The organism is Aeromonas sp. R7-1, from assembly GCF_040908115.1.
Classification (GTDB): domain Bacteria; phylum Pseudomonadota; class Gammaproteobacteria; order Enterobacterales; family Aeromonadaceae; genus Aeromonas; species Aeromonas caviae.
On sequence record NZ_JBFODD010000018.1, the window covers coordinates 46,026 to 68,680 of the forward strand.

General features: G+C 61.8%; 21 protein-coding genes. 3 read left to right on the top strand and 18 right to left on the bottom strand.

From position 1 onward, the window contains the following. Positions 1-33: 33 nt before the first annotated feature. From AB5Y51_RS02425 to rlmD, 13 genes are all read right to left on the bottom strand, one after another. Complete coding sequence (locus AB5Y51_RS02425; RefSeq protein WP_368178007.1) at positions 34-1,104, bottom strand: LysM peptidoglycan-binding domain-containing protein; 1,071 nt, start codon at positions 1,102-1,104, stop codon at positions 34-36. Positions 1,105-1,113: 9 nt separating this feature from the next. Continuing rightward, positions 1,114-1,695, bottom strand: a complete 582-nt coding sequence (locus AB5Y51_RS02430) for a YqaA family protein (protein WP_010675622.1) — start codon at positions 1,693-1,695, stop codon at positions 1,114-1,116. Further along, complete coding sequence (locus AB5Y51_RS02435; RefSeq protein WP_010675623.1) at positions 1,692-2,309, bottom strand: protein-L-isoaspartate(D-aspartate) O-methyltransferase; 618 nt, start codon at positions 2,307-2,309, stop codon at positions 1,692-1,694. Before AB5Y51_RS02435 ends, AB5Y51_RS02430 begins: the two co-directional genes overlap by 4 nt. A 4-nt stretch (positions 2,310-2,313) precedes the next feature. Beyond that, positions 2,314-3,075, bottom strand: a complete 762-nt coding sequence (surE, locus tag AB5Y51_RS02440) for a 5'/3'-nucleotidase SurE (RefSeq protein WP_041211067.1) — start codon at positions 3,073-3,075, stop codon at positions 2,314-2,316. Then, positions 3,056-4,114 carry a tRNA pseudouridine(13) synthase TruD gene (gene truD / locus AB5Y51_RS02445; RefSeq protein ID WP_368178008.1) on the bottom strand — a complete coding sequence of 353 codons (1,059 nt, stop codon included), beginning with the start codon at positions 4,112-4,114 and terminating at the stop codon, positions 3,056-3,058. Before truD ends, surE begins: the two co-directional genes overlap by 20 nt. Continuing rightward, a complete protein-coding gene (gene ispF, locus AB5Y51_RS02450) occupies positions 4,114-4,590 on the bottom strand; it encodes a 2-C-methyl-D-erythritol 2,4-cyclodiphosphate synthase (protein WP_368178009.1) in 477 nt (158 codons plus the stop codon). Before ispF ends, truD begins: the two co-directional genes overlap by 1 nt. Positions 4,591-4,648: 58 nt before the next feature. Next, positions 4,649-5,380 (bottom strand): 2-C-methyl-D-erythritol 4-phosphate cytidylyltransferase, encoded by a 732-nt coding sequence (ispD, locus tag AB5Y51_RS02455; RefSeq protein ID WP_213320122.1) that lies wholly within the window; start codon positions 5,378-5,380, stop codon positions 4,649-4,651. Then, positions 5,373-5,690, bottom strand: a complete 318-nt coding sequence (gene ftsB / locus AB5Y51_RS02460) for a cell division protein FtsB (RefSeq protein ID WP_010675628.1) — start codon at positions 5,688-5,690, stop codon at positions 5,373-5,375. The genes ispD and ftsB overlap by 8 nt, the downstream gene beginning before the upstream one ends. A 177-nt stretch (positions 5,691-5,867) precedes the next feature. Further along, positions 5,868-7,169 carry a phosphopyruvate hydratase gene (gene eno / locus AB5Y51_RS02465; RefSeq protein WP_005335583.1) on the bottom strand — a complete coding sequence of 434 codons (1,302 nt, stop codon included), beginning with the start codon at positions 7,167-7,169 and terminating at the stop codon, positions 5,868-5,870. Positions 7,170-7,258: 89 nt separating this feature from the next. Further along, a complete protein-coding gene (gene pyrG, locus AB5Y51_RS02470) occupies positions 7,259-8,896 on the bottom strand; it encodes a glutamine hydrolyzing CTP synthase (RefSeq protein ID WP_039041042.1) in 1,638 nt (545 codons plus the stop codon). A gap of 141 nt (positions 8,897-9,037) precedes the next feature. Beyond that, positions 9,038-9,835 (bottom strand): nucleoside triphosphate pyrophosphohydrolase, encoded by a 798-nt coding sequence (gene mazG / locus AB5Y51_RS02475; RefSeq protein WP_214005135.1) that lies wholly within the window; start codon positions 9,833-9,835, stop codon positions 9,038-9,040. Positions 9,836-10,005: 170 nt separating this feature from the next. Further along, positions 10,006-12,216 (bottom strand): GTP diphosphokinase, encoded by a 2,211-nt coding sequence (relA, locus tag AB5Y51_RS02480; RefSeq protein ID WP_010675631.1) that lies wholly within the window; start codon positions 12,214-12,216, stop codon positions 10,006-10,008. A 349-nt stretch (positions 12,217-12,565) separates the two neighbouring features. After that, the gene (gene rlmD / locus AB5Y51_RS02485) at positions 12,566-13,888 is read right to left on the bottom strand and encodes a 23S rRNA (uracil(1939)-C(5))-methyltransferase RlmD (RefSeq protein WP_368178010.1); all 1,323 of its coding nucleotides are present in this window, start codon (positions 13,886-13,888) and stop codon (positions 12,566-12,568) included. A gap of 269 nt (positions 13,889-14,157) precedes the next feature. Between rlmD and barA the strand changes: the two genes are divergently transcribed. The 3 genes from barA to AB5Y51_RS02500 all read left to right on the top strand — a co-directional run bounded on the left by barA (position 14,158) and on the right by AB5Y51_RS02500 (position 18,351). After that, positions 14,158-16,878 (top strand): two-component sensor histidine kinase BarA, encoded by a 2,721-nt coding sequence (gene barA / locus AB5Y51_RS02490; RefSeq protein WP_368178011.1) that lies wholly within the window; start codon positions 14,158-14,160, stop codon positions 16,876-16,878. A gap of 64 nt (positions 16,879-16,942) precedes the next feature. Then, complete coding sequence (locus tag AB5Y51_RS02495) at positions 16,943-17,428, top strand: DUF1456 family protein (RefSeq protein ID WP_010675634.1); 486 nt, start codon at positions 16,943-16,945, stop codon at positions 17,426-17,428. A 32-nt stretch (positions 17,429-17,460) separates the two neighbouring features. Next, positions 17,461-18,351, top strand: a complete 891-nt coding sequence (locus AB5Y51_RS02500; protein ID WP_368178012.1) for an N-acetylmuramoyl-L-alanine amidase — start codon at positions 17,461-17,463, stop codon at positions 18,349-18,351. Between the two features lie 141 nt (positions 18,352-18,492). Here AB5Y51_RS02500 and pdxJ read toward each other — a convergent pair whose 3' ends face one another. From pdxJ to lepB, 5 genes are all read right to left on the bottom strand, one after another. Further along, positions 18,493-19,230, bottom strand: coding sequence for a pyridoxine 5'-phosphate synthase (gene pdxJ, locus AB5Y51_RS02505; protein ID WP_010675636.1), 738 nt, complete (start codon positions 19,228-19,230; stop codon positions 18,493-18,495). Positions 19,231-19,387: 157 nt separating this feature from the next. Beyond that, positions 19,388-20,098, bottom strand: coding sequence for a DNA repair protein RecO (recO, locus tag AB5Y51_RS02510; protein WP_039040537.1), 711 nt, complete (start codon positions 20,096-20,098; stop codon positions 19,388-19,390). Continuing rightward, entirely contained in the window at positions 20,099-20,998 is a 900-nt protein-coding gene (gene era, locus AB5Y51_RS02515) for a GTPase Era (protein WP_368178013.1), read from the bottom strand. Positions 20,999-21,059: 61 nt separating this feature from the next. Further along, positions 21,060-21,731 (bottom strand): ribonuclease III, encoded by a 672-nt coding sequence (rnc, locus tag AB5Y51_RS02520; RefSeq protein WP_042864945.1) that lies wholly within the window; start codon positions 21,729-21,731, stop codon positions 21,060-21,062. After that, positions 21,732-22,655, bottom strand: coding sequence for a signal peptidase I (lepB, locus tag AB5Y51_RS02525; protein ID WP_010675640.1), 924 nt, complete (start codon positions 22,653-22,655; stop codon positions 21,732-21,734).

A 22,655-nucleotide genomic window follows, 5' to 3' on the forward strand; every position in this document is an offset into this window, starting at 1 on the left:
GACCTACACCAGAGTAAGACTCAGCTCTCTGAGTTAACGCTTTGGCAAATAGCCCATCGGGTTGATCGACTTGCCTTTGTACCGGATTTCAAAGTGCAAGCGCACATCCGGCGCATCCGTGCTACCCATATTGGCGATAACCGCTCCGCCCTTCACGGTGTCTCCCTCCTTGACCCTCAACTCATCGTTGTGAGCGTAGGCGGAGAGGTAATCATCGTTGTGCTTGAGAATTATCAGCTTGCCATACCCTCGCAGTGCACTGCCCGCATAGACCACTTTGCCGCTGCTCGCAGCGTAAATGGGTTGGCCCTTCTGGCCGGAAATGTCGATGCCCTTGTTGCCTTGTTCCGCAACGGAGAAGCCTTCAACGATCCGCCCTTTGGTCGGCCAATGCCAGGAGAGTGTTGACGAGGAACTGACGGTTTTTTGTTCTTTCGCCTGAGCGTATGCTGTTGACGAGGCAGGAGCAATCGTTTTCTGAGCAATAAATGGTGTGGTCGTACCTGCCGGAGCCGTGGCCAGGGGTTTGGGCCCCGTGCTGGTCACAACCGGTGTGGTTGCTGCCACCATCTGACCACCTGAGGAACCCGCGCCCCCCACATTGAGCACCTGGCCCACGTGCAATGCATAAGGAGCCTGGAGGTTGTTGCGCTGGGCCAAGGCCTGGTTGGAGAGACCGAACTGGCGACCGATGCTGCTCAAGGTATCGCCACGGCGCACCTCGTAACTGCCAGACCCCGTCACGCTGCCACGACTGACAGGGCTGCCGACGGTTGCCACCGCCATGGGGGTGGAAGCACCATCGAGCCTGAGCTGCTGGCCGGGATAAATGTTATAGGGGGGAGTGATGCCATTGATGCTGATAAGCGAAGCCACATCCATGCCAGAACGAAATGCAATGGAGTAGAGAGTGTCTCCTTTGACCACGGTGTACCCGTTGCCTGCAATGCCGGGCTTGGTCATACCTTGACGCACGGGGATGGTCGAAGCGACCTGATCATTGCCCAGGCTGTGCACCGGAGCCGCAGTCTTGCTGGAGGAACAGGCAAGCAGCAGCCATGACAACACGACGACACCGCTACCTTGCCAAACACGCGAACACATAGTGGATCCTTAACGACTAAACCAGAAATAGGCCGCAACGGCCAAACCAATACAGAGCCAGCCCAGCACATCCACATAGTGCATCAGCTTGCGCTCCATCTTCTCGCCGCCCCAGCGCATCAGACCTGCAACCAGGAAGAAGCGCATGCCACGACCGATCAGCGAGGTCAGGATGAAAGGCAACAGTGCCATGTGGAGCAAGCCAGCCGTGACGGTAAACACCTTGTAGGGGATCGGCGTGAAGCTGGCAATAAAAATAACCCAGATGCCCCACTGCGCGAACCACTGCTCGGCCAGGGCAATCTTGTCCTCATAGCCAACCGAGGTCACCAGCGGCTGCACCACTGGCTCCCACAGGGCATAGCCGAGCAGATAACCAAACAGGGCGCCCAGCACCGAAAAGAGGGTAGCCAGCGCGGCATAGTGCCAGGCGCGATGAGGTTTGCCGAGCGCCATGGGCGCCAGCATCACATCCACCGGGATGGGCCAGAAGATGGATTCAATAAAGGCGGTGATGGCCAGATACCAGGGGGCATACTTGTGGCGTGCCCACTGCATCACCAGAACATAAAGGCGGGAAAACAACTTCACTCGACATCTCCGTCAATCAGGGGAACGAAACGTACCGGCTCCAGAATCCGGCTGGTGAGCTGGGAGCCCGATCGCTCGATCAGCTGCAGGGTCTGCTGGCCATCACCCACCGGCAACACCAGACGACCACCGTCAGCCAGCTGATCGGTCAGGGCCTTGGGGACCTCACTGGCCGCCGCCGTCACCAGAATGGCGTCGAAAGGGCCCTTGTTGGGCCAACCTAGCCACCCATTGCCGTGCTTGGCCGACACATTGTGCAGATCGAGCTGGCGCAATCTGCGCCTGGCCTGAAACTGCAGCGACTTGATCCGCTCCATGGTGTAGACATGCTCCACCAGGTGGGCCAGTACCGCCGTCTGGTAGCCCGATCCCGTCCCGATCTCCAGCACATGGGCCGGATCGTTCTGGATCAGCAGCTCGGTCATGCGCGCCACGATGTAAGGCTGAGAGATGGTCTGCCCATGGCCGATGGGCAGGGCCGTATTGTCCCAGGCCTTGTGGGCCATGGCCTCGTCCACAAACAGCTGGCGCGGCACCTTCGCGATCGCCGCCAATACGCGGAAATCGCGGACATCCTGGGCAATCAGTTGATTCAACAGGCGCTGTACTATCACAACGTCATCCCTGCAGATCCAGCCACGCGCCCAGGGTCGACAGACTGCCGTAGGCCGTCATGTCGATGGTCAGGGGAGTGATGGAGACATAACCCTGCTCGATGGCGGCAAAGTCCGTTCCCTCTCCCGCATCCTGCTGGTTGCCGGGGGGACCAATCCAGTAGACCGGCTGACCACGGGGATCCTCGGTGCGGATCACCGACTCCGCCCGGTGGCGATTGCCAAGGCGCGTCACCCTGATCCCCTTTATCTGCTCGAGCGGCAGATCCGGCACATTCACGTTGAGGATCTGATCCGCAGGCAACGGATGCACCATCAGCCCCCGCACCAGCTGGGCGGCGTAGTGGGCCGCACTGGCGAAATGGGTCTTGCCCACCAGCGAAACGGCGATGGAGGGGAAACCAAGATGACGCCCTTCCGTCGCGGCCGCCACCGTCCCCGAGTAGATGACGTCATCCCCTAGGTTGGCCCCGTGATTGATACCGGCCACCACCATGTCGGGCTCAGGGCGCAGCAGTTCGTTAACCGCCAGATGAACGCAGTCGGTCGGCGTCCCCTTGACCGCATAACTCTTGATGCCGTGAAAACTGGACGCATCGAGGCGGGTGACCCGCAGCGGCACTTCCAGCGTCAGGGAGTGGCTGGCACCGCTGCGGTTGCGATCCGGTGCCACCACCACGACCTCGCCACAGGCACGCAACGCCTCGCTGAGGGCGCGAATGCCCTCGGCGTGTACCCCATCGTCATTACTGACCAGAATTCGCATCGGTTGAGTTCCTGAAACCGTGATCGGCCTCTTCGGCCAGCATTAATTCGCGTACCACGCTGGTGGCAAAGGCGCCGGCCGGCAGGAAGAACGACAGGGTCAGCACCTCGTCCTCCCGTTGCCAGCTCATCTGCTCCGGCTTGAGCAGCAGCGGGCGCCTGTCCTGATCCAGCCCGGCTTTCTCCAGTCCTTCGCACCAGTCACCATAAGGAGCCAGCACTCCTTGCTCGAACTCGGCAGCCGCGCCCTGGCTCGCCAGACGGCCACGGCCCCACTGGGGAGCGGTCAGCTGCACGTCCCCGGAGGCAAGGCGTGCTTCCAGCTCGGGGGTCACGCTCTCTTCGCTGAAGATGGAGTGGCTGCCCTTGAGCATCACGCAGTCGCCTGCCAGCAGCTGATGGGCCAGTCCCTGCTCGATGCGGGCGCTGACGATGGCATTGAACAGCATGCTGCGGGCGGCGGACAGATAGAGGGAGCGCTTGTTGCGATCCTTGATCCGTTTGCCGGCGAACATCGCCTTGGCGGCCTCCAGGTTGTTGCCACCGCGGCCGAAACGCTGCTCGCCGTAGTAGTTGGGCACCCCCTGGGTTGCAATCGCCTGCAGACGGGATTCCAGCCCGTCGGCCTGCTCCAGCCCGGTGAGACGCAGGGTGAAGTGGTTGCCCTTGAGATAGCCGACCCGCAGCTTCTTGTTGTGGCGCTTCGCCTCAAGGATCCGGATGTTGTCGTTCTCGATGACCGAGAGATCCGGCTCGCCCTTGCCCGGCAGATGGATGCCGAACCACTGTTCGGTCACCGCATGGCGATCTTTCAGACCAGCCCAGGTCACCGCATTGCGGGCAACCCCGGCCGCATCGGCCAGCAGGCCAGCCACCCAGGCGGTATTCTCGCCGGTTTTGCGTACCCGGACGAAGATGTGTTCCCCCTCGCCGCAAGGTGCAAACCCGAGATCTTCATTGACCACGAAGTCGGCGGCCTCGGCCTTGAGGATGCCGCGAGCAGTGGGCGTCCCGTGCAGATAGGCAAGTTGTTCAAGCATCATTGTTTCACCAGCAAGACGACGGCTTCGGTGGCGATCCCTTCCTTGCGCCCCGTGAATCCGAGTTGTTCGGTGGTGGTCGCCTTGACGTTCACCCGGTTCAAATCACATTGCAGATCCGCGGCCAGCACGGCGCACATGGCGTCGATATGGGGGGCCATCTTGGGGGCCTGGGCGATGATGGTCACATCCAGGTTGCCGATGGCATAACCTGCGAGCTGCACGCGGGCAAAGACATCCCGCAGCAGGATGCGGCTGTCGATGCCTTTGAATTCGGCGGCGGTATCGGGGAAGTGGCGGCCGATGTCGCCGGCGCCGATGGCCCCCAGCAGGGCATCGCTCACCGCATGCAGCACCACGTCACCATCGGAGTGGGCCAGCAGGCCCTGTTCATAGGGCACTGCCACCCCGCCCAGCATGCAGGGACCAACCCCGCCAAACTTGTGAACATCAAAACCATGTCCGACCCGCATCATGCCTGCGCCCTCCTCAATACACGGAAATCTGTCTCATCAAAACCATGTCCGGTGCGGATCATGCCTGCTCCTCTGGGGATGAATCGGGTCGTGCCGACCGGCACGCACGTTGTTGCTGTAAATAGAGCCCGGCCAGGGAGAGATCTTCCGGCCGGGTCACCTTGATGTTGTCGGCCCGCCCTTCCACCATGCGCACGGGGAAACCGGCGCGTTCCATGGCGGAGGCTTCATCCGTGATGGCGGCGCCGAGCGCCAGCCCCTCCTCCAGCGCCCGCTTGAGGGGGCGGACCAAAAACATCTGGGGCGTCAGGGCATGCCAGAGCTGCTCGCGATCCACGGTGGCGAGGATATTGCCGGCCGCATCGGTGCGCTTCATGGTATCGCGCACCCGGCTGCCGAGGATGGCACCGCCAGAGGCCATGGCGGCAGCAATGAGCGCATCGAGATCCTCGTGGGTCAGACAGGGCCGGGCGGCGTCATGCACCAGTGCCCACTCCCCTTCTGCCATGTGCAACGCATTGAGCACGGAGAAGGCGCGCTCGCTTCCCCCTTCCACTCGCAGCACCCGCGGATCGGCTGCCACGGTCAAGGTCTCAAACCAGCGGTCGTGGGGCGCCAGCGCCACGATCACACGGGCGATGGCGGGATGGGAGAGCAGACGCTCCAGGGTGTGCTCCAGAATGCATTTCCCTGCCAGGGAAAGGTACTGCTTGGGGCAATTGGCCCCCATGCGACTGCCAATACCGGCAGCCGGGACGATGGCGGTCAGGCCGCTCAGGCTATCAGTCATCGTAGGGGGCACCATCAGGCTCCGTCACCTGATCCTTTTCTTTGGGAATGATTCGGTAGAAGGTCTCGCCCTGCTTGATGTAGCCAAGATCGTTGCGCGACAACTCCTCGATGGCCTCAAGGCCAGAGGTCAGATCGTCGATTTCCCGGTAAATCAGGCTGTTGCGGTCCTTGAGTACCAGGTTGTCCTGTTGCTGCCGCTCGATGGCGGTGGAGAGTTCCCGATAGTCGGAGAGGCCGTTTTTCCCCAGCCAGAGGTCATATTGCAGCCCTCCCAACAGGAGGAGCAGGATAAGAGTGAGTAGCCGCATGCACTGAGTCTCCTTCAAGCGGCCTAGTTTCCCATATTCGCAGGCAAGACAAAAGAAAGCCTGTGTGCCGGATGGGTTGGTCGGAATAAAAAATGCAGGTCACACACGCCCATAAGCGCAGAACGAAAAAGCCCCGCCAGATGGCGGGGCTTTGTGAAGCATGAACGCAGGCGAAAATTAAGCCTGGTTCTTCACTTCTTTCAGACCACGGAACGGAGCCTTGGCGCCCAGGGCTTCTTCGATACGGATCAGCTGGTTGTACTTGGCAACACGGTCAGAACGGCTCATGGAACCGGTCTTGATCTGGCCAGCAGCGGTACCCACAGCCAGGTCGGCGATGGTCGCGTCTTCGGTCTCACCGGAGCGGTGGGAGATGACGGCAGTGTAGCCAGCGTCTTTGGCCATCTTGATGGCAGCCAGAGTTTCGGTCAGGGAACCGATCTGGTTGAACTTGATCAGGATGGAGTTGGCGATGCCGTTGTCGATACCGCGCTTCAGGATCTTGGTGTTGGTTACGAACAGGTCGTCACCCACGATCTGGATTTTCTTGCCCAGTTCGGCGGTCTGGTAGGCGAAGCCTTCCCAGTCGGATTCGTCCAGGCCATCTTCGATGGAGACGATCGGGAACTTGGTGGTCAGGTCAGCCAGGAAGTCGGAGAAACCGTTGGAGGTGAAGACACGACCTTCGCCCTTCAGGTTGTACTCTTTCTTCTCTGCGTCGTAGAACTCGGACGCAGCGCAGTCCATGGCCAGGGTGATGTCGGTGCCCAGTTTGTAACCGGCAGCGGCAACGGCTTCAGCGATCACTTCCAGCGCTTCGGCGTTGGATTTCAGGTTCGGAGCGAAACCACCTTCGTCACCGACGGCAGTGTTGTAGCCTTTGGACTTCAGCACTTTGGCCAGGTTGTGGAACACTTCTGCGCCCATGCGAACAGCTTCTTTCAGGGTCTTGGCGCCAACCGGCTGGATCATGAACTCCTGGATGTCGACGTTGTTGTCGGCGTGCTCACCACCGTTGATGATGTTCATCATGGGCAGCGGCATGGAGTAGACACCCGGGGTGCCATTCAGCTCGGCGATGTGGGCGTACAGCGGCATGCCTTTGGCAGCAGCGGCAGCTTTGGCGTTGGCCAGGGAAACAGCCAGGATGGCGTTGGCGCCGAACTTGGATTTGTTCTCGGTACCGTCGAGGTCGATCATGATCTGGTCGACAGTGGCCTGGTCCTTGGCATCTTTACCCAGCAGAGCCTGAGCGATCGGGCCGTTGACGGCTTCGATGGCTTTCAGCACGCCTTTACCCAGGAAACGGCTCTTGTCGCCGTCACGCAGTTCCAGCGCTTCGCGGGAACCGGTGGACGCGCCAGACGGAGCGGCTGCCATACCAACAAAACCACCTTCCAGGTGAACTTCGGCCTCAACGGTCGGGTTACCACGGGAGTCGATGATTTCACGACCGATCACTTTAACGATCTTGGACATGTGTATTTCCTCAGGTTTCGTAAAAAAACAACAAAAATATGCCAAAAAAAGCGGCTGTGGCACAGAGCCCCAACCGCATTTATTTTCAATTACTTCAAATTACGCTTCTGATACTCGCCCGCCGCCTTCACAAAACCGGCGAACAGGGCGTGGCCATCACGGGGAGTCGAGGTGAACTCCGGGTGGAACTGCGCGGCCACGAACCAGGGGTGATCCGGGATCTCGATGATTTCCACCAGCTTCTTGTCGGCGGAGAGACCGGTCACCTTCAGACCTGCCGCTTCAATCTGCGGCAGCAGCTTGTTATTCACTTCATAACGGTGACGGTGGCGCTCGTAAATGGTCGGGCTGCCGTACATCTGACGGACCTTGGAATCTTCCACCAGGTGGCAGAGCTGGGAGCCCAGACGCATGGTACCGCCCAGATCGGACTTCTCGGTCCGGGTCTCGACGTTGCCTTCGTCATCCACCCACTCGGTGATGAGACCGACCACGGGGTACGGGCTGTCTTTCTTGAACTCGGAGGAGTGAGCCCCTTCCATGCCCGCCACGTTGCGGGCGTATTCGATCAAGGCGACCTGCATGCCCAGGCAGATACCGAGGTACGGGATCTTGTTCTCGCGGGCATATTTGGCGGCCAGGATCTTGCCTTCCACGCCGCGTTCGCCGAAGCCGCCCGGTACCAGGATCGCATCCAGACCTTCCAGCAGCTCGGCGCCACGGGTCTCGATGTCCTGGGAGTCGATGTACTTGATGTTGACGGAGAGACGGGTCTTCAGGCCACCGTGCTTGAGCGCTTCGTTGACGGACTTGTAGGCATCCGGCAGGGAGACATACTTGCCCACCATGCCGATGGTGACTTCGGCAGTCGGGTTGGCCTCTTCATAGATGACCTGTTCCCACTCGGCCAGGTCGGCTTCTTTGCACTCGATGCCGAAGCGCTCGGTGATGTAGCCGTCCAGCCCCTGGGATTTCAGCAGCGCCGGGATCTTGTAGATGGAGTCGACATCTTTCATGGAGATGACGGCGCGCTCGGGCACGTTGCAGAACAGGGCGATCTTGGCACGCTCGTTGGCCGGAATGGCGCGGTCGGAGCGGCAGATCAGCACATCCGGCTGGATACCGATGGAGAGCAGCTCCTTCACGGAGTGCTGGGTCGGCTTGGTCTTCACCTCGCCGGCGGCGGCCAGGTAAGGAACCAGGGTCAGGTGCATGAACATGGCATTGTTGCGACCCACGATAGCCGCCAGCTGACGAATGGCTTCAAGGAACGGCAGGGACTCGATGTCGCCCACGGTACCGCCCACTTCGACGATGGCAACCTGATGGCCTTCGGCACCGGCAATCACCCGCTCCTTGATGGCGTTGGTGATGTGCGGGATCACCTGGATGGTGGCGCCCAGATAGTCACCACGACGCTCTTTGCGCAGCACGTCTGCATAGATGCGGCCGGTGGTGAAGTTGTTGCGGCGGGTCATCTTGGTGCGGATGAAACGCTCGTAGTGGCCCAAATCCAGATCGGTTTCGGCCCCGTCCTCGGTTACGAACACTTCACCATGCTGGGTCGGGCTCATGGTGCCCGGATCCACGTTGATGTACGGGTCCAGTTTCATGATGGTCACATCCAGACCACGGGCTTCCAGAATGGCTGCCAGAGAAGCTGCGGCAATGCCTTTGCCGAGGGATGAAACAACGCCACCAGTCACAAAAATATATTTGGTCGTCATGCTGAACCTGAAAGAAGTTTAGGGAATTTTAAGGGGTGCTTCGGGGATGAAGCAGGACGGGGAAACAGTATACCAAAACCCCCACTCCCAAACAATGAACAAAAATCTATCAGGCTCCCCGCCGCCCCGTCTTGCGCCAAATCAACTTTGCTCGGTTTCCTTGGCCCTGTTCCAGGCCTCGTCCAGCTTCTCCAGGGAGCAATCCGTCATTTTCAGACCTTCTGCGGCAATAAAGTGTTCAACCTGACGAAAACGACGCTCAAACTTGGTGTTGGCAGCCCGCAGCACCTGCTCGGGATCCTTGCCCAGATGACGCACCAGATTGACGGTGGCGAACAAGAGATCGCCGAGCTCGTCGCTCACCCGAGTCTCGTCCACGTCGACCATCAGCGCCTCTTCCATCACCTCCTCGATCTCCTCGTGGATCTTGTCCACCACGGGCCCCAGGGTCTTCCAGTCGAAACCGACGGTGGCGCAGCGCTTCTGGATCTTGGCTGCCCGGGTCAGGGCAGGCAGGGAGAGGGGGATATCGTCCAGCACGCTCTCCTTGTCGAGCGCCGCACGCTCTTTCGCCTTTTCCGCCTCCCAGTTCGCTTTGACCGCCTGCTCGTCACCCAGGTCGGCATCGGAGAAGACATGGGGGTGGCGGCGAATGAGCTTCTCGCTCACGGTATCGACGATGTCGGCAAAGTCGAACAACCCCTGCTCCTTGCCGAGCTGGGCATAGAACACGACCTGGAACAGCAGATCACCGAGCTCCCCCTTCAGCCCTTGCCAATCTTCGCTCTCGATGGCATCCGCCACCTCGTAGGCCTCCTCCAGGGTGTGCGGCACTATGGTCTGGAAGCTCTGCTTGAGATCCCAGGGACAGCCCCCGTTCGGGTCACGCAATCTGGCCATGATGTCGAGCAGTTGGGGAAGGTCGTAGCGTTGAGACATGGGCAACTCACTTTCGATTCAGTAAATGGGTTCATGAATATCCGCTCACGCCACTGCTCCACATGATGTGGCGCCATGGCGGCCGGAGATGGGGTGCGTGATATCCGTCTTCAATGCTCTACAAGGAGGGAGAAAATGCAGACCGGCCACTGGGGCCGGTCGGTTGAGCATTACAGCCGCTTGGCGCTGATCACGTCGTTGAGCTGACTGAGCTTGGCCAACGCCCGGTTGAAGGCGTTGATGTTGTAAATCTCCAGCTCCATGTCTATTTCGGCGGTCTGCTCGCGCACGTTGGAGCGCGAACGCACTCCCATCACGTTGATCTTCTCGTTGGCGAGCACGGTGGTGATGTCGCGCAGCAGGCCGGATCTGTCGTTGGAGAGAATGCGGATGGTGAGACCGTAACCGCCGGAGTAGTTCTCCCCCCAGACCGCATCGATCAAGCGCTCCGGGTTGCGACGCGACAGCTCCTTGAGCTGCTCGCAATCCTCCCGGTGGATGGAAACCCCCCGTCCCATGGTGATGAAGCCCTGGATGGCGTCCCCCGGGATGGGCTGGCAGCAGCGGGCGATGTGAGTCATCAGGTTGCCCACCCCTTCCACCACGATGTGATCCTTGGGTTTGGGGCGGAAGGGCACATTGGCCTTCTGCTCCAGCTTCTCCAGCAGACGGCGATCTTCTTCTTCCGCCGTCGGCTTGTTGTAGCGGGTGTCGAGGTAGTTGAGCAGCTGGTTGATGCGGATGTCGCCGCTGCCGATACCGGCCAGCAAATCTTCCAGCTCCTCCGCATGGAAACGCTCCAGCACCACCTTGTCCACCTTGGAGAGGGTGAGGTTGTGTCTGTCCAGCTCTTTCTCCAGCAGCTCCTTGCCGGCGGCAATGTTCTTGTCCCGGTCCAGCTTTCTGAACCAGGTGGCCACCTTGGCCCGCGCCCGGCTGGAGCGCAGGAAGCCGGCATTCGGGTTCATCCAGTCGCGGCTCGGGTTCGGCTCCTTCTGGGTGATCACCTCCACCTGATCACCGGTTTGCAGCGTATAGGTGAAGGGCACGATACGACCGTCGATCTTGGTGCCGATGCAGCGGTGACCGATCATGCTGTGCACGTGATAGGCGAAGTCGAGCGGCGTCGCCCCTGCCGGCAGGTCGATGACATCGCCCTTGGGAGTGAAGACATAAACCCTGTCCTCGAACACCTGACTGCGCAGATCGTCCAGCAAGGAGCCGCTCTCCGAGAGATCCTCCTGCCAGGCGAGGAGTTTGCGCAGCCATTCGATCTTGTCTTCGAAGGTGCTGGTCTTCGCAGCGGCCTGGGCCCCTTCCTTGTAGCGCCAGTGCGCAGCCACACCGAGCTCCGCATCCTGATGCATCTGCTCGGTACGGATCTGGATCTCCACCGTCTTGCCCTCCTCCCCCACCACCACGGTGTGGATGGACTGGTAGCCATTGGGCTTGGGGTTGGCGACATAGTCGTCAAATTCGCGGGGAATATGGTGGAAATGGGTGTGAACGATACCGAGCGCCGCGTAGCAATCCTGCAGCCGCTTGGTGATCACCCGCACCGCGCGCACATCGAACAGCTCGTTGAATTCGAGGTGCTTCTTCTGCATCTTGCGCCAGATGCTGTAGATGTGTTTCGGTCGGCCATAGACCTCGGCCTCGACGCCGGCCTCGGCCAGGGCATCGCGCAGAGACTGCACGAATTCACGGATGTAGCGCTCGCGGTCGAGCCGTTTCTCGTCGAGCTGCTTGGCGATCTGCTTGTAGGTATCCGGGTGCAGGTAGCGGAAGGCGAGATCCTCGAGCTCCCACTTGAGCTGACCGATACCGAGGCGGTTCGCAAGGGGAGCATAGATGTTGGTGATCTCCTGGGCCATCAGCACCCGGGTCTCCTCATCCGCCTTCTTCGCCTCACGCAGGCAGGCGATGCGCTCCGCCAGCTTGATGACCACGGCGCGCACGTCCTCGACCATGGCGAGCAGCATGCGGCGCACGTTGTCCACCTGCTCCGGCGAGGTTTCGCTGCGGTGAAGGGTTTGCAGGGAGCGGATGGCCTCCATCTCCAGCACCCCTTCCACCAGCTTGGCGATCTTGGGGCCGAAGTCCTCGTTCACCTTTTCCTGGCTGATGAGACCGGCTTCGACGAAGGGATAGAGAATGGCGGCCTTGAGGGTGGCGAGATCCATGCTGAGCATCAGCAGGATGCCCACCATCTCGACCCCGCGCACCAGCAGGCGGTTGGTGAGCGCTTCGTCACCCAGGGTCAGGCAGTACTGGTAGACGGTTCGCAGCTGATTCTTGTCACTTTCACTCAGGGTAAGGGAACTGACCCACTCATCCAGAGTGAAATTGTCTTTCAAATGAATATCGCGCACCGCAACCATGGTATCAATCCTTAAAAGTGTGGGGTCGAAAGCCGATGCTCTCCTCATCCCCTCATCAACTGATGACTGCCTCAAATGGGGATGCATGCAAGAGTTTTCAAGGCATGTCACCGCGCAAGGTGACAGGGCTCTTCCCCGCATCCGATCCACTATCGACGACCTAGATTACCCTAATCACTCCCGCTCAAACAGCGCTGCCGCCGCTGGAAAACCAAGATAACCGCATGCTGCCCTGCCCGTTGAAGGCAGCGAGAAACACCTGTTTTACCTCACTCTGGCAGCATCATGCACATCGAAAAATCATCACGACCGCATCTTGATTCATCCAGAATAATGCGGTCGCCTCGACTCAGCCCCGTTCGAACAGCGCCATGGACTCCAGATGACCGGTGTGGGGGAACATGTCCAGCATCCCCAGACGGGTCAGCTTGTAGCCCCCCTGCACCAGCACCTGACTGTCACGGGCCAGGGTGACCGGGTTACAGGAAACATAGACCACCCGTTTGGGGGAAAGTGCCACCACGTGGCTCATCACCTCCAGCGCCCCGGGTCTGGCCGGATCCAGCAGTACCAGATCGAACCCTTCCCGGGCCCAGGACATGCCCACGATGTCGCCGCTCAAGTCCGCCTTGTAGAAGCGGGCATTGTCGATGCCGTTGCGGCGGGCATTCTCCTGTGCACGTGTCACCATGGCGAGCTCCCCTTCCACCCCCACCACTTCGCGGGCCTGACGGGCCAGCGGCAGGGTGAAGTTGCCGATGCCGCAGAAGAGGTCCAACACCTTGTCATCCTTGCCTGCGTCGAGCCAGCTCAATGCCTGCTCCACCATGCGCTGGTTGACGGGCCCGTTGACCTGGATGAAGTCGCCGGGAGCGAATGCAAGAGACAGGCCATCCAGCGTGTAACTTGGCTGAGACTGTTGACGCAGAGGTTCGATCTGCTCGTTCGCCGCCTGCAGATAGAGGTCTATCCCCTGGGCGGTGGCAAACTCGGTCAAGTGCGCCCGATCTGCCTCGGTGGGGCGACCGGTGTGGCGCAGCAGCATCAAAATGCCCTGCTCCCCCTGAATGAGTTCCGCATGGCCCAGTTCGCGCTGGCTCTTCAACCGGTTGAGGCATTCGCGCAGAGGGGCGATAAGAGCAGAGAGGGGCTCGGCCAGCACAGGGCAGCTGGCAATCTCTACCAGATCGTTCGACTGGCGACGACGAAAGCCCACCCGGGTGCAGCGACCGTTCTTGTCAAACTTGATGGCCAGACGGCAGACCCGGCGGTAGGCGCGGGACTCCCCCGTCAGCGCAGGTGCCAGCGTAGGCGCCTGGATATTGCCAAGGCGCTCGAACAGGCTGACCAGTCCCGCCTCCTTGGCCGCCAGCTGATCTCCCTCTCCCAGGTGCTGGGCACTGCAACCGCCACACTCGCGATAGTGGTCGCAGAAGGGGGCGACCCGGTTGGCCGCCGGGGTCACCACCTGTTGCAGGGCGGCGTGGGCATAGTGCTTCTTGTCGTCGATGATGCGGGCCTTGATGGCCTCGCCGGGCAGCGCCCCTTCGACGAAGATGGCCTTGCCCTGATGACGGCCGACGCCGACACAGTGGTGATCCAGACTGTCTACCGTAAATTCAATACGTTGGGGCTGGGTGGATTTCTTTTGGGGCTTGAAAAACTGGGCCATAAAACTTGGTGCCTATAGGTGGCTATGTCATGATTGTGGAATCTGCGGCAGACCATTGTCCCACAAGAATAATCGTATGACCAAATACGGCCTGAGGGCCCCAGCCGCGGCATCCGCCCCATCGTCCATTCTGACCAAAAGTGGCCCATTGATATGACCGGATACGGCCTGAGACCCCGTACAGCGACAATGACTGTATTGCCTGCCCGACCCCAGTGCCTGCATGCGCCCCGGGTCATGGCTTCTCTTGCGAAAGGCGGGTCGGCGGCATGACCAAGTACGGTCTCAGGGCCCGGGTGCTGGCCTTCACCATCTTGCCGACCCTCATCATCGGCGGCCTCATCGCCGGCTATTTCACCTTCCACCGCTATCAGCAGCTGGAAAACAACCTCATCGATCAGGGCATCAACATCATCGAGCCCCTGGCCATCGCCAGCGAATACGGCATGACACAGCACAGCCGCGAATCCCTCAAGCGGCTGATCGGGCTCACCCATCGCAAGAACTCGCCCTTCATCAAGTCCATCGCCGTCTTCACCCAGGAGAACCAGCTGTTCGTGACGTCCAACTACCACAGGGACTTCAGCCAGCTTCGTCTGCCGGACGGCAGCGTCATCCCGGCCCTGACTAGCGTCTCCTTCAACGGCGATGACATCATACTGCGCACCCCCATCCAGGCGGAGACCAGCCTGGACGGCTTCCCGCTGCCAAGCGATCTGGAGCCGCCGGTCATCGGCTACATCTCCATGCAACTCGCCACGGACAGGGCCATCGTCCTGCAGTACCGCGACGCCTTCTTCGCGGTCATCATCGTGCTCATCGGGCTGGCCATCAGCGCCCTGTTCGGCTTCCGTCTGGTCAAGAGCGTGACCCAGCCCATCACCGACATGGTGCAGGCGGTGCACCGGATCAGGGAGGGGCGACTCGATACCCGGGTCAGCGGCCAGCTCACCGGCGAGCTCGACATGCTGAAAAACGGCATCAACGCCATGGCCAAGGCGCTCTCCGAATATCACGAGGAGATGCAGCAGAACATCGATCAGGCGACGTCGGATCTGCGGGAGACCCTCGAGCAGATCGAAATCCAGAACGTCGAGCTCGACATGGCGAAGAAGCGCGCCCAGGAGGCCGCCAGGGTCAAGTCCGAGTTCCTCGCCAACATGTCCCACGAGCTGCGCACCCCGCTCAACGGGGTCATCGGCTTCACCCGCCAGCTGCTCAAGACCAGCCTGACCCCGAGCCAGACCGACTACATGCAGACCATCGAGAAGTCGGCGCGCAACCTCCTTGGGATCATCAACGACATCCTCGACTTCTCCAAGCTGGAGGCGGGCAAGCTGCAGCTCGAGCACATCCCCTTCAGCCTGCGGGACACCCTCAACGAGACCATGCACCTGCTGGGGCCGAGCGCCCACGACAAGCAGCTCGAACTCTCCCTCCAGGTGGATGCCGCCGTGCCGGACTACCTCACCGGCGACCCCATGCGCCTGCAGCAGGTGCTCACCAACCTCACCGGCAACGCCATCAAGTTCACCGAGCGTGGCAACGTGGACGTGCGTGTCGAGCAGACCGGAGAATCCAGCGGCAACAAGGTGCGCCTGCGGGTGCTGATTCGCGATACCGGCATCGGCATCTCGGAAGAGCAGCAGCGCCAGTTGTTCCAGGCCTTCAACCAGGCAGACTCCTCCATCTCCCGCCGCTATGGGGGCACCGGGCTCGGGCTCGTCATCACCCAGAAGCTGGTGCAGCAGATGGGGGGCCAGATCCGCTTCGAATCCGAACTCGGCAAGGGGTCGGTCTTCTCGTTCCACCTGGATCTGGATGTCTCTCCCCTTCCCCAGAGCGAGCGGCTTCCGCTGGATCGCATCCAGGGCAAGCGGGTCTGGCTGCTGGAGCCGGATCCCTTCACTCACGCCTCCCTGCTCGCCCTGTTGGGAGAGTGGCACCTGGATGTGCACTCCCTGACGGTGGACGAGGAGTGGCCCCCGATGAGCAGCCAGGACATGGTGCTCATCGGCAGCAGCACCCTGCACAGCCCACAGCAGGTGATTGCCCGTCTCGACGGGCTGGACGGCCAGCAGAACACCATAGTGCTGCTCAGCAGCCACGAGCCGGCCCTCTACGATGCCATGCTGGCCCACGGCGCCGTCCACTGCCTCTCCAAGCCCATCAACCATCGCAAATTGCTGCACGCCCTGCTCTCCCCCGAGGCGGTACGCCGTGCCCCCCTGCCCGCGCCGACGCCGCGCTGCGTGCAGGCGGTCAAGGTGCTGGCGGTGGATGACAACGCCGCCAACCTCAAGCTCATCGCCGCCATGCTCAAGGAGATGGTGACCGAGGTGGTGGTGTGCAAGAACGGCAAGGAGGCGGTCAACCTGGCCCAGAGCCAGCCGTTCGACATCATCTTCATGGATATCCAGATGCCCGTCATGGACGGCATCAGCGCCACCCAGGCGATCCGCCACCACTCCCTCAACACCGAGACCCCCATCGTCGCGGTCACCGCCCATGCCATTCCCGGTGAGCGGGAGCGCCTCATTCGCCAGGGCATGGACGACTACCTGGCCAAACCCATCGACGAGGGGATGCTGGCGCAGCTCATCACCGACTTCGCCCACCGGCGGCACCAGAATCACGGGGATCAGCAGATAGACTGGCCCCTCGCCGTGCGTCAGGCCGCCGGCAAGCCGGCCCTCGCCCGGGAGATGCTGACCATGCTGCTGGCCAGCTTCGACGAGGTGGAGCCCATCCTGGCGGCGGCGCTGGAAGGGAGTGCCGACGATGCAGACGTGCTGGCCCAGCTCCACCGCCTCAACGGTGGCTGCGCCTACTCCGGGGTGCCGGGTCTGCAACGCCTGCTCTCCCAGCTCGAGCAGCAGCTGCGCGACGGGGTCGCCGTGAGCGATCTGGAACCCGAATTGCTGGAGCTGCAGGATGCCCTGGAGCAGGTGAGGCAGGAGGCACCCCGCTACCTGGCCCTGACCGACTGAGGCGCTTTTTCTGACTGGACAGGCGGCAGGTGGTAACATCTGCGCCGTTTCCACAGGAGTCAACATGACCAACAACGATATTCTGCGCCGCCTGCGCTATGCCCTCAGCATCAGTAACGACCAGATGGTCGAGATCTTTGCCAAGGGCAATCTGGCCATCACCCATGCCCAGTTGCACGGCTGGCTGATGAAAGAGGCCGAAGAGGGCGAGGCACAGGAAGCGGGCTTCGCCGCCTGCCCGGACTCGGCACTGAGCCAGTTCCTCGACGGCTTCATCGCCCTGCGCCGCGGTGTGCGGGAAGATGCCCCGCCCCAGGTGATCCCGAACCGGATCAACAACAACCTGATCCTGCGCAAGCTGCGCATCGGCCTCAACTACAAGGAAGAGGAGATGCTGGGCACCCTCAAGCTCGCGAACTTCAACCTCTCCAAGTCCGAGCTGAGCGCCCTGTTCCGCGCCAGGGATCACAAGCACTATCAGGATTGCGGGGATCAGATCCTGCGCAACTTCCTGATTGGCCTCACCGCCAAATACAGGCCCGGGCCCTGATGACCGCCTCCGGCCAGGTGCGAGGCTAGACCATGGGCTGGCGCCGCCTGCTGACTCCACGCCCGTCGGCGAGCGGCGGTGCGTGTCGGTTCACGGCGCGCTGGTTCTGGTCACTGCCCCTCATCCTGCTGCTCGGCGCCTGCCAGCCTGCACCCTATCGGCTCAATCAGGATCATCAGAGCGCCAGCCAGAACGAGCGCATCGCCTTTCTCATCCTGCACTACACGGATGAAGAGGATGCCCGCTCCCTGCGCCTGCTGACCGAGCCGGAGCACAAGGTGAGCGCCCACTACCTGATCCCCCGCGACACCGACGAACAACCGTTCCCGGTCTACCAGCTGGTGCCCGACAGCCAGCGGGCCTGGCACGCCGGACGCAGTCGCTGGCATCACTACGCCGGGCTCAACGCCAGTTCGCTCGGCATCGAGATAGTGAATCTCGGGTATGACGAGAAAGACGCGGCCCTGCCAGCCCATCTGAGACACTGGCAACCCTATCCCTCTGCCCAGATCGCCGCCCTCGGCGCCCTCGCCCGGGATCTGGTCGAACGCTACCAGATCCCCCCCACCCAGGTGCTGGCCCACAGCGACGTCGCCCCCGAGCGCAAGCAGGATCCCGGCCCCCGGTTCCCCTGGCGCGAGCTCGCCCTGCGCTACGGTGTCGGCGCCTGGCCCGACGAGGCCCGGGTGGCCGAGCTGCGCCAGACGCAGCTCATCCCCTGGGATGCGCTGCAATGGCAGCAGCAGCTTGCCCGTTACGGCTACGGCCTCCCCCAGCACGGCGCCTGGGATGAGCAGAGCCGCGCCGCCCTGCGCGCCTTCCAGCTTCACTTTCGCCCCGCCCTGGTCACCGGCGAGCCGGATGCCGAGTGCCAGGCCATCCTCACCGCCCTGCTGGAGCGCTACTTCCCGGAACCAGGCTGAGGCGCCCCTTCCCTTTCGCCCTCTGCACACGGATGCCCGGCCCCATGCCAGATGAGCACGGGGTTCACCCCGCCTTCCATTCCTGAAAACGACAAGGGACGCCGAAGCGTCCCTTGTCGTTTTCATACCTGCGAAGCGGCATCAGATCCCCTGACGGGCTTCCTGCATCAGCGCACGCATGTCGCTGACCGCCTTGGCCAGACCGTCGAAGGCGGCGCGGCCGATGATGGCGTGACCGATGTTGAGCTCATAGAGCTCGGGGATGGCGGCGATAGCCTTGACGTTGTGGTAGTGCAGACCGTGGCCCGCATTGACCTTCAAGCCCTTGCCAGCGGCGTAGGAAGCACCGGCGGCGATGCGCTTGAACTCGGCGTTGCGCTCGGCATCCGTGGTGGCATCGGCGTAGCGGCCGGTGTGGATCTCGATGAAGGGAGCACCGCTCGCGGCGGCCGCATCGATCTGCAACGGATCCGCATCGATAAAGAGGGACACCTGGGCGCCCACGGCGGCCAGGCGGGTCACCGCATCGGTCACCTTGTCCAGCTGGCCCGCCACGTCCAGACCACCCTCGGTGGTCACCTCGGTGCGCTTCTCCGGCACCAGGCAGACGAAGTGGGGCTTGATGCGGCAGGCGATGCCGATCATCTCCTCGGTCACCGCCATCTCCAGGTTCATCCTGGTCTGGATGGTCTGGCGCAGGATCTCCACGTCCCGGTCGGTGATGTGGCGGCGATCTTCCCGCAGGTGGACCGTGATGCCATCGGCACCGGCCTGCTCGGCCACGAAGGCGGCCTGTACCGGATCCGGATACTGGGTGCCGCGGGCGTTGCGCAGGGTGGCGATATGGTCGATGTTCACACCCAGGTAGATCTCGCTCATTGCTTACTCCTTGATACAGGTCATCTGTGAATGCCGGAGCGGGTGGTGCCCGCCCCTCTGTCCATGTGCCGCCGCAGGCCGGTTCTGGCCACGGCGACAGCATTATTGTTCATGAAAGGCGATGTCATAAACACAAAACATCACCAGATAATAAAAATCAGCTTGAAACACTGCCTTTTCGCTTCAAAAAGAGCTCCCTGCTCTTCAGTTGACGCTTGCCGAGATAGGGCTGCAGCGCCAGCCGGCTGAAACGCTTGGCCGCCTGCAGCAAGGGAGGCGTGTCGAAACGCCCTTCGGCGAAGGCCAGCAGGTGGGCGCCGAGGAACAGGGTACGGGGATCCGGCGCCCGCTCGCAAGCGACAAAGCCGAGCTCCCGCTCGAAGCCGTAAAGCAGGGTGGGGTCGATGGGGGAGTCGTCGTCCGCGGCATATTCGAAGTCCACCGCGTAGCCCAGGGCCTGCAGCAGCAGGAACTCGAAGCGGCGCAGGGGCAGCTCCGGGGTCTCGCCGTCCGCCAGGGCCATGATGGCACGGGCATAGGCGTCGAACACCTCGGGGAAGGGGGTGTGCGCTTCCAGCAGGTAGTAGACCAGCTCGTTGAGATAGAGGCCGTAGAAGAGACGATCCCCGCCGAGGCGCAACGAGTGATCCGGGCACTCCACCTGGGTGAGGTTCTTGAGATCCCCCTTGCCGCGCCAGGCAATGGTGAGCAGGGTGAAGGGCTGAAGCAGCCCCTTCAGAGAGGAGCGTGGCCCGCGGGAACCGCGAGCCACCAGGGTGAATCGACCGCTATCCTGGGTGAAGACCTCGACCAGCTGGCTGGTCTCCCGATAGGGCCGACTGTGGATGACGAAAGCCGGGGTCAGCAATCAGTCGTCGCCATACCCGAGGCTGCGCAGGGCCCGCTCGTCGTCGGCCCAGCCGGACTTGACCTTGACCCACAACTCGAGATGCACCTTGTTCTGGAACAGCCGTTCCATGTCGATGCGCGCCTCTGTGCCGATGGTCTTGATCTTCTCGCCCTTGTTGCCGATGACCATCTTTTTCTGGCCTTCGCGCTCCACCAGGATGAGCCCGTGGATGTGGTAGAGACCGTTTTCCTCGACCTTGAAGCGCTCGATCTCCACCGTCACCGAATAGGGCAGCTCCTCGCCGGTGAAGCGCATCAGCTTCTCGCGGATGATCTCGGAGGCCATGAAGCGGGAAGAGCGGTCGGTCACGTAATCTTCCGGGAAGAAGTGGACGTTCTCCGGCAGCAGATCCTTGGCCCACTCGCGGATCTTCTCCACGTTGGTGCCCTTCTCGGCGCTGATGGGCAGGATGTGGGCAAAGTTCATCTGCTGACCCAGCCACTTGAGGTGCGGCAGCAGATCCTCTTTCTCCTTGACGTTGTCGATCTTGTTGACCGCCAGCACCACGGGGCACTTGAGGTGGCGCAGCTTGCCCAGCACCATCTCGTCATCCTTGGTCCAGTGAGTGCCGTCCACCACGAACACCACCATGGCCACGTCCCCCAGGGAACTGGTGGCGGCGCGGTTCATCAGGCGGTTGATGGCCCGCTTCTCCTCGATGTGCAGACCCGGGGTATCCACATAGATGGTCTGATGGTTCTCCTCGGTGTCGATCCCCAGGATCCGGTGACGGGTAGTCTGGGGCTTCTTCGAGGTGATGCTGACCTTCTGGCCGAGCAACTTGTTGAGCAGGGTGGACTTGCCCACGTTGGGGCGGCCCACGATGGCGACAAAGCCGCAATAGGTGGTATCTGTCATGACCGCGTTCCCAATGCTGATGGAGTGAAAAGAGCGCACAGTGCCGGATCCGTCATGATGCTCATGACAGCCGTTCCAGTGCTTGCTGCGCCGCGGCCTGTTCGGCCTTGCGGCGGCTGGAGCCGATCCCGACCAGGGGGCCATCCAGCCCATCCACTTCGCACTGGACGGTGAACTCCTGGTTGTGGGCCTCGCCCTTGACGTTGGTCACCGTGTAGGTCGGCAGGGATTTGCGGCTGCCCTGCAGGATCTCTTGCAGACGGGTCTTGGGATCCTTCTGTTCGATCCCGGGCTTGATCTCGCCAAGGCGGCTGGCATACCAGCCGAGCAGGAGGCTGCGCACCCGCTCCAGATCCGTGTCCAGATAGACGGCGCCGATCACCGCCTCGACGGTGTCGGCCAGGATGGACTCGCGGCGAAAACCGCCGCTTTTCAGCTCCCCCGGCCCCAGGATCAGGTGATCCCCGAGGTCGAATTCCCGGCCCAGCTCGGCCAGCGTCTTCTCGCGCACCAGGGTGGCGCGCATCCGGCTGAGATCCCCTTCCGCTGCCTGCGGGAAGCGGTGGAAGAGGTCATCGGCAATCACCAGACTCAGGATGGAGTCCCCCAGAAATTCCAGGCGCTCGTTGTGACGGGACCCTGCGCTGCGATGGGTCAGAGCCCGGGTCAGCAGCTCAGGATCCTGAAAGACATGCCCGAGACGGGACTGCAGTCTGTTCATCTTGATATTCATTTACTTGATTCCGCCAATGCGGTTGAAGCGCACACCGGTCGGCACCCAGCTCGGCAAGCTGGACCCTTCCTCGCGCTCGAATTCGAAACTGATCCAGATGGCGACCGCCTTGCCCACCAGGTTCTGCTCGGGCACGAAGCCCCAGAAACGGCTGTCGGTGCTGTTGTCGCGGTTGTCACCCATCACGAAATAGTGGCCTTCCGGCACCACCCACTCGTCGGGGTAGGTGCCGGGCTGGCGATAGTAGCGGTCCACCAGGTCCGGCATCAGCGGGTTGCGCAAGGTCTCGTGGGAGACATCGCCCAGCTGTTCGGTGTAGCGATCCAGCGGGATCCCCATCTGGCTGAACTCGCCGCGCTGCTCGAACTTGACGTCCAGCTTCTGGAAGCCGGGGCACGTTTTCCCTTCCTGCTCATCGCACTTGGGCCGGATCATCAGCTCCTTGTTGCGATAGATGACCCGATCGCCGGGCATGCCGACCACCCGCTTGATGTAGTCCACCCGGGTATCCAGCGGATACTTGAAGACCACCACATCACCGCGCTTCGGCTCACCGGTCTCGAGGAACTTGGTGTTGGTCACCGGGTCCTTGAGGCCGTAGGCAAACTTCTCCACCAGGATGAAGTCGCCCACCAGCAGGGTCGGCATCATGGAGCCGGACGGGATCTGGAACGGCTCGAAGATGAAGGAGCGCAGGATCAGCACCAGCGCGATCACCGGGAAAACCCCGCCGGTCTGTTCGATCCAGACCGGCATGGGGGCCACCTTGGCCAGTGTCTTCTCGTCCACATCCGGACCGGCATTGGCACGGGCGGCGGCAATCTTGGCCGCCCGCTGCTTGGCCCAGACCAGCTTGTCGAGCGTCCAGATGATGCCGGTCAGCAGGGTGACGACGACGAGGATCAGGGAAAAGGTGCTTGCCAT

Coding starts and splice junctions, on each gene's coding strand:
- AB5Y51_RS02425 (WP_368178007.1), bottom strand. CDS start 1,104: ATGTGTTCGCGTGTTTGGCAAGGTAGCGGTGTCGTCGTGTTGTCATGG.
- surE (WP_041211067.1), bottom strand. CDS start 3,075: ATGCGAATTCTGGTCAGTAATGACGATGGGGTACACGCCGAGGGCATT.
- truD (WP_368178008.1), bottom strand. CDS start 4,114: ATGCTTGAACAACTTGCCTATCTGCACGGGACGCCCACTGCTCGCGGC.
- ispF (WP_368178009.1), bottom strand. CDS start 4,590: ATGATGCGGGTCGGACATGGTTTTGATGTTCACAAGTTTGGCGGGGTT.
- ispD (WP_213320122.1), bottom strand. CDS start 5,380: ATGACTGATAGCCTGAGCGGCCTGACCGCCATCGTCCCGGCTGCCGGT.
- ftsB (WP_010675628.1), bottom strand. CDS start 5,690: ATGCGGCTACTCACTCTTATCCTGCTCCTCCTGTTGGGAGGGCTGCAA.
- eno (WP_005335583.1), bottom strand. CDS start 7,169: ATGTCCAAGATCGTTAAAGTGATCGGTCGTGAAATCATCGACTCCCGT.
- pyrG (WP_039041042.1), bottom strand. CDS start 8,896: ATGACGACCAAATATATTTTTGTGACTGGTGGCGTTGTTTCATCCCTC.
- mazG (WP_214005135.1), bottom strand. CDS start 9,835: ATGTCTCAACGCTACGACCTTCCCCAACTGCTCGACATCATGGCCAGA.
- relA (WP_010675631.1), bottom strand. CDS start 12,216: ATGGTTGCGGTGCGCGATATTCATTTGAAAGACAATTTCACTCTGGAT.
- rlmD (WP_368178010.1), bottom strand. CDS start 13,888: ATGGCCCAGTTTTTCAAGCCCCAAAAGAAATCCACCCAGCCCCAACGT.
- barA (WP_368178011.1), top strand. CDS start 14,158: ATGACCAAGTACGGTCTCAGGGCCCGGGTGCTGGCCTTCACCATCTTG.
- AB5Y51_RS02495 (WP_010675634.1), top strand. CDS start 16,943: ATGACCAACAACGATATTCTGCGCCGCCTGCGCTATGCCCTCAGCATC.
- AB5Y51_RS02500 (WP_368178012.1), top strand. CDS start 17,461: ATGGGCTGGCGCCGCCTGCTGACTCCACGCCCGTCGGCGAGCGGCGGT.
- pdxJ (WP_010675636.1), bottom strand. CDS start 19,230: ATGAGCGAGATCTACCTGGGTGTGAACATCGACCATATCGCCACCCTG.
- era (WP_368178013.1), bottom strand. CDS start 20,998: ATGACAGATACCACCTATTGCGGCTTTGTCGCCATCGTGGGCCGCCCC.
- rnc (WP_042864945.1), bottom strand. CDS start 21,731: ATGAATATCAAGATGAACAGACTGCAGTCCCGTCTCGGGCATGTCTTT.
- lepB (WP_010675640.1), bottom strand. CDS start 22,655: ATGGCAAGCACCTTTTCCCTGATCCTCGTCGTCGTCACCCTGCTGACC.